Genomic DNA, 5,700 nt, shown 5'->3' on the forward strand with positions numbered 1-5,700 from the left:
GGTCAGTACGTGCTGAAGGACATCGTGCTCGCCGGTCAGTACGTGCTGAAGGACATCGTGCTCGCCTGCGCGGGTGCGGTCATCGGCGCCGCGGCGCTCGGTGCGCGGCTGCGCCTGCCGCAGGAGTGAGCGGCGTCAGTCCTTCAGGAACACCTGGGGGCCCGCCTCGTGCCAGCCGGCCGGGGCGGGCTCTCCTGCGTTCACGAGCATGAGCTCGTCGCCGATGCCGAAGTGCACGACGCCGCCGTCGGTCGACGTGCACCCGGTGCTCGGCAGCTCGCCCTCGGTGAGGGTCAGCACGCAGAGCAGCTGGCTCTGCGAGACGCCCGCGTAGTAGCGGGTGTCGGATGTCGTGGCGAGCAGCCGGGTGCTGTCGGGGTCGATCTGGCTGCCGGAGAGATCATCGGCGCCGACGACGTCCGCAGAACGCTGGGGTCGCTCGAACACGGCGAGCGTGGTCGCCGGGTCCACAGGGTCCACGTCGGCCGGGATCTGGGCGAGCCGGACCCAGATCATGCCGCCCGCGACGAGCGCCGCGGCGGCGACCAGGACGAGCGCGGTGAGCATGCTGGAGCGACGCCGTGGCGCCTCGTCGGCAYCGAACCCGGTGAACGCGTCGGTGAAGAAGTCCGTGTCGTCGAACGTCGTCATGCGTGGGTATCGGCCAGATCGCCGGGACACATGAGCACTTGTGTCCACGAATGCCCCCGTTCGGGTGCAGCGACCCTCCGCCGGCAGGGCAGAATCACCCCCCGTGATCACGGTCAGCACGGACGGCTCCTGCCTGCGCAACCCCGGCGGGGCGATCGGCTGGGCGTGGGCGAACCACGACGGCAGCTCCGCCAGCGGCGGTCACCCGTCGGGCACCAACCAGGTCGCCGAGCTCATGGCGGTCCTCGAGGCCATCCGGTCGCACCCCGGTGACGAGCCCCTGGTGATCCAGGCCGACTCGCAGTACGCGATCAAGTGCTCGTCGGAGTGGGTGCACAGCTGGAAGCGCAAGGGCTGGCGCACGGCCGCCGGCGGACCGGTGCAGAACCTCGCCCTGATCCAGTCCATCGACTCCGAGATCGCGCAGCGGCCCGGCGCGGTCAGCTTCGTGTGGGTCCGCGGTCACCGCGGGGACGAGTTCAACGAGCGGGCCGACGAGCTCGCGGGCATCGCGGCGCGCGGCGTGCGCGACGCCGGTCCGGAACCGTCGGTCCCGACCGCGGCCCTGGAGCCCGACGTCCTGTTCTGAGGACGGTCAGTGGGGCTGGCGGTCCCGGGCCAGGATCGCGAGGGCGCCCTCGGACGCCTCGGTCACGTACTCCGCCACCCAGCCGACCGGAGCGCTGCCCCAGGACTGCCCCACGGCAGCCACGGGGAACACCACGAGGTCGTGCTCCGCGTGCGTGAGGACCAGCTCGGGGGAGCCGTCACCGCGCGCGGAACCCCACACGAGGCCCGGCACCCGCTGCGCGACGAGGTCGCCCAGGGTGACGCCGAACGCGTGCACCAGCGGCTCCGGGTCCGTGCGGTCGCGCTCGTCGGACTGCAACCAGATCGCCTGGACGCGGTCGAACAGGTCGCCGAGGGTCTGGGTGTCGACCGTCCCGGAGCACAGGCCGGTGATGATCTCGCGGTGCTGCGCGGCCCACACCAGCTCGGCGGGGTTGAGCGGCTCCACCTGGACGGAGCGGGTGTCGTCCCCGGGTGTGTGCGGGTGCGGCACCGTCGACCCGTCGGTCGGCATCTCTGCGCGTCGGAACAGTCCCATGTGCCGAGTATCGACCGCGCGGGCCCGTCGCTTGACCCGGACACCCCGGGATCGCCCGGTCGGCGTCTCAGTACGCACGGGCAACTGACCCCCGGACACGCGAAGGCCGCGCCGACCCGGAGGTCGACGCGGCCCTCGTCACCGAGCCGTCAGGCTCAGCGCCTGACGGTCAGCGCGTGCGAGGTGGCCGTCGGCCAGTAGCCGCCGTCCCCGCTGTAGGTCGCGATGACCAGGGTGGAGCGCTGCACGGCCGGCAGGGTCACCGTGGCGACCCCGTTGGTCACGGGCACGGTGGCCACCCGGTGCAGGCCGAGCAGGACGGTGACCGAGCCGGTGGGCGCGGGTGCGCCCTTCGCGCCGGACACCGTGATGGTCAGCACGGGCTTTGCGCCCTTGGAGACGGTCCACGACGTCGCCGTGAGCGACGCCTTGGCGGGCGCCTTGGTCACCGTGAACCGCTTCTCCGCCTGCGACCCGGACACGTCCGCGTTGCCGGAGTAGACAGCCACCAGGCGGTGGTTGCCGGCCGAGAGCGTGCCGGGGACCACCAGCTCGGCGACCCCCCGCAGGCCGGTCACGGTGAGCGTGCCGGTCGCGATGGTGACCCCGCCGTCCTTGATCTCGACGGTGCCGGTCGGCGGAGCGGTCGCGCCCGTGACCACGATCGTCGCCTTCGTCGTCTGCCCGTACTGGGCCGACGACTTGGCCAGTGTGAACGTGGTGGTGGAGGACGACTTGGCGATCTCCACCGGGACGGCCGCCGACGTCGACGCGGCGAACCCGCTGCCGGCGGTGGGTGCGAAGCTCGCAGTAAGCGAGTGCGACCCGGCGCCGAGCTTCACCTTCACGGTCGCCTTGCCGGCCGTGACGGCCGACGAACCGATCGGGGTCTGCCCGTCGAGGAACGTCACGGTGCCGGTGGCCTCGGCCGGGACGACGGTGGCCGTGAGCGTGAGCTCCTGGCCGACCTTCTTCCCGCCGGTGACCGCGAGCGTCGTGGTCGTCGGTGTCGCCGGCTCGCCGGTGGCCACCTGCACGACCGTGAACTCGCCGGTGTCGCCGTAGCTGACGAGACCCAGGTAGGTCGTCCGCGGCGTGAGGTCGGCCCAGGACGCGGTGTACGTCACCGGGATGCCCTGCACGCCGGACAGGACCGCCGGGTCGAGCGCCAGCGGCGCCCCACCCTCGACCACCGAGGTGACCGTGGCGTCCCAGGTGACGCCGTTCGGCGCGCTGTAGACGTCGACGAGGACCGCGTAGGTCCCGGCGTCGGGGGCGAGCAGGTTGACCCGCTCGTCGGCCGAGCCGGTCGCCGACTGCCAGCCCGCGACCGGGTTCCCGGCAGCGTCGAGCAGGTAGACGATCAGGTCGAGGTCGGCGGTGTCGTCGAGCGCGTCGAGGTCGAACCTCGCGTACTGCGCACCCTCGGGGACGTCGACGAGGTACTGCGCGGTGTCGCCCGTCGTGCCGGACCCGCTGTGCTCGGTCTCGGTACCCGTCGGGTCGGCGAGCAGCTCACCGGCGGACAGGCCGGTGGTCGCCAGCGGGATGTCACCGTCGCCACCGGGGGTCACCTCGACGGCGACCGATCCGGTCACGCCCTCACCCTCGACCGACGCCGGGGCGACGATCGTGACGGGCTGCACGGCGATCGGGCTGCGCACGGTCGTGGCACCCGACGTCCAGGTGAGCGAGCCGGTCGCGAACTCGTCGAGAGCCGCGTCCGTCCGGCTGAACGTCACCGAGAACGTCTTCGTCTCGCCTGCGGCGCCGAACTCCAGCGTCGCGGGCTCGACGACCACGCCGATGCCCGAGAGACCCTGCACCGAGGAGGTGAAGGTGCCGGCCTGCGTCGAGGTGACCGTGCGGGTGATGGTCTCCGGTGCCGTGAGGCTGCCGATGCCGATCGAGGCGATGTTGAGGTCGCTCGGGTCGATCGGGGTGACCGGGACGTTGTAGCCGACGCCGGCCAGGTACGCGTACCAGTCCGACAGGCCGTTGAGGTAGAGCAGGCCCGGCTCGAAGAACTTCGTCGGGTCGACGTGGCCGGCGCCCTGGGCGAACGGGTCGGTCGCGGGGTTGCCCGCCGTGTCGACGGTGTCGTACGCGGTCGTCATCATCGCGGACTTGATCTCACCGGGCGTCGCGTTGGGACGCTCGCCGAGGTACAGGGCCGCGAGGCCGGCGATGTGCGGCGACGCCATCGAGGTGCCGCTGAGGAACTGGAACGTCGGGTCCCCGCCCTCGGCGTTGGCTCCGGCCGCCAGGATCGAGACGCCGGGTGCCGCGATGTCGGGCTTGATGATGTCGCTGCCGCCGGCGAGCACCGGGCCGCGCGAGGAGAAGCCGGCCACCTGCGGGGTGGGCGGGGTGGTGCCCAGCGCGTTGCCCGTGATGAAGGTGGCCGTGGCGCCCGGGGTGGCCGCGTAGGCGACGACTGCGCTGTGGTAGACGTGGCTGAGGTGCACGGTCGGGACCGAGTGGAAGTCCGTGTCGATCGAGCCCGGCGTCACGTTGACCAGCACCATGCCGATGCCGCCGACGCGTGCGACCTCGGCGGACTTGGCGACGCGGTCGTAGACCCCGCGGTCGCAGACGATGATCGTGCCCGGCTGGACGAGCGCCGGATCGAGCGAACCGGGTGCGCAGAGTCGCGCATCGGTGCCGCCTGCGAGGGCCACGGCTGTCGAGTTCACCAGCGCACCGGTGAGCGGCTCGGCGGCCGGGTCCATGTCGACCGTGATCGACGCACCGGCGAAGGCCTGGCCGTCGCCGAACGTGACCGTGGCCTCATAGCTGGGGATCGTCGAGGCGGCCACGGAGGTGTACCAGGGGGACGCGTGGTCCGTCGTCGAGGCACCCGGGCCGTCGTTGCCCGCGGAGACCGCGACGAAGATGCCGGCCGCTGCCGCACCGAGGAACGCCTGGTCCTCGGGCGCGGCGACGCTCGTGGCCGCGCCGCCACCGATCGAGAAGTTGATGACGTCGACGCCGTCGGCGACCGCCTGGTCGATGGCGGACAGGATGTCGGTCGTGGTGCAGCCGTCGTCCGTGGTCACGGCCGGGTCCGGGCCGGTCCAGCAGACCTTGTACGCGGCGATGCGTGCCGCCGGGGCCACACCGGTGAAGGTGCCGAAGTCGATCCCGCCGATGGAGGTCGGGGTCGCCACGTTGCCCGCCGCGGTGCTCGCGGTGTGCGACCCGTGCCCGTCGCCGTCCCGCGGGGAGATGTACTCGCCCACGGTCGCGTCGCCGAGGTTGTCCACGCCGAAGCCCTCGACGTAGTAGCGCGCGCCGACCACCTTGGTGGAGCAGTCGGCGGCGGTGAACTGCTCGCCCGTCTGGCACACGCCCCGGAAGACGCTGCCGTCACCCTTCTGGAAGGCGATGGCGGTGCCGTCGAGGTAGGGCTCGGCGCCTGCGGTGGTGCCGAGCGGGTCTCCCGCGAATGCGGGGTTCTCCGGCGCGATGCCGGTGTCCAGCACGCCGACGACGACGCCCGCACCGGCCTGGTCGGCCCCGCCGACGGCCTCCCACACGCCGCCCGGTCCCTCGAGCCCGAGGAACGACGTCGACGGCTCCGCGGTGACGTGCCGGAGCTCGTCCGGCACCACGGAGACCACGTCGTGGTCGGCCAGGAGCTCAGCCGCCTGGCCGGCGGTCAGGTCCGCCGAGAACCCGTTGAGAGCCAGCGTGTAGGACGCATCGATGGTGACGCCGGCCGCCTCGGCCACCGCCTCCTGCTTCTCCGTGAGGTGCTGGCGGTAGCTCTTCACCGGCGCCTTGCGGGCGTTGAGCTGGTCGCCCTCCTCGGGCGCGGTGGCAGCGAAGCCGCTCACGCCGCCGTCGTAGGTGGCGGCCGCGTCGTCGGCCAGCGTGACGATGTACCGGCCGGGCTTGAGCTCCGTCTGGCCGCCACCCGGCTTCGTGATCTCGAAGCC

At 72.4% G+C, this 5,700-nt stretch carries 4 protein-coding genes; 1 reads left to right on the top strand and 3 read right to left on the bottom strand.

Going from position 1 to position 5,700, the window contains the following annotated elements; translation table 11 throughout:
• Positions 1-135: 135 nt before the first annotated feature.
• Complete coding sequence (locus tag AC1DUQ_RS16350) at positions 136-651, bottom strand: hypothetical protein (RefSeq protein WP_477074150.1); 516 nt, start codon at positions 649-651, stop codon at positions 136-138.
• A gap of 103 nt (positions 652-754) precedes the next feature.
• Here AC1DUQ_RS16350 and AC1DUQ_RS16355 point away from each other — a divergent pair, with 103 nt between their 5' ends.
• The gene (locus AC1DUQ_RS16355) at positions 755-1,240 is read left to right on the top strand and encodes a ribonuclease H family protein (protein WP_477059909.1); all 486 of its coding nucleotides are present in this window, start codon (positions 755-757) and stop codon (positions 1,238-1,240) included.
• Between the two features lie 6 nt (positions 1,241-1,246).
• Here the strand turns inward: AC1DUQ_RS16355 and AC1DUQ_RS16360 are convergent, their stop codons facing one another.
• Positions 1,247-1,759: a DUF3806 domain-containing protein gene (locus tag AC1DUQ_RS16360; protein ID WP_477059910.1), complete on the bottom strand. Its 513-nt coding sequence runs from the start codon at positions 1,757-1,759 to the stop codon at positions 1,247-1,249.
• Positions 1,760-1,914: 155 nt separating this feature from the next.
• Positions 1,915-5,700, bottom strand: a 3,786-nt coding sequence (locus AC1DUQ_RS16365; RefSeq protein WP_477074151.1) for a S8 family serine peptidase, incomplete at its 5' end; no start/stop codon positions are given.

This window comes from Cellulomonas sp. P4_B5_2 (assembly GCF_056402235.1).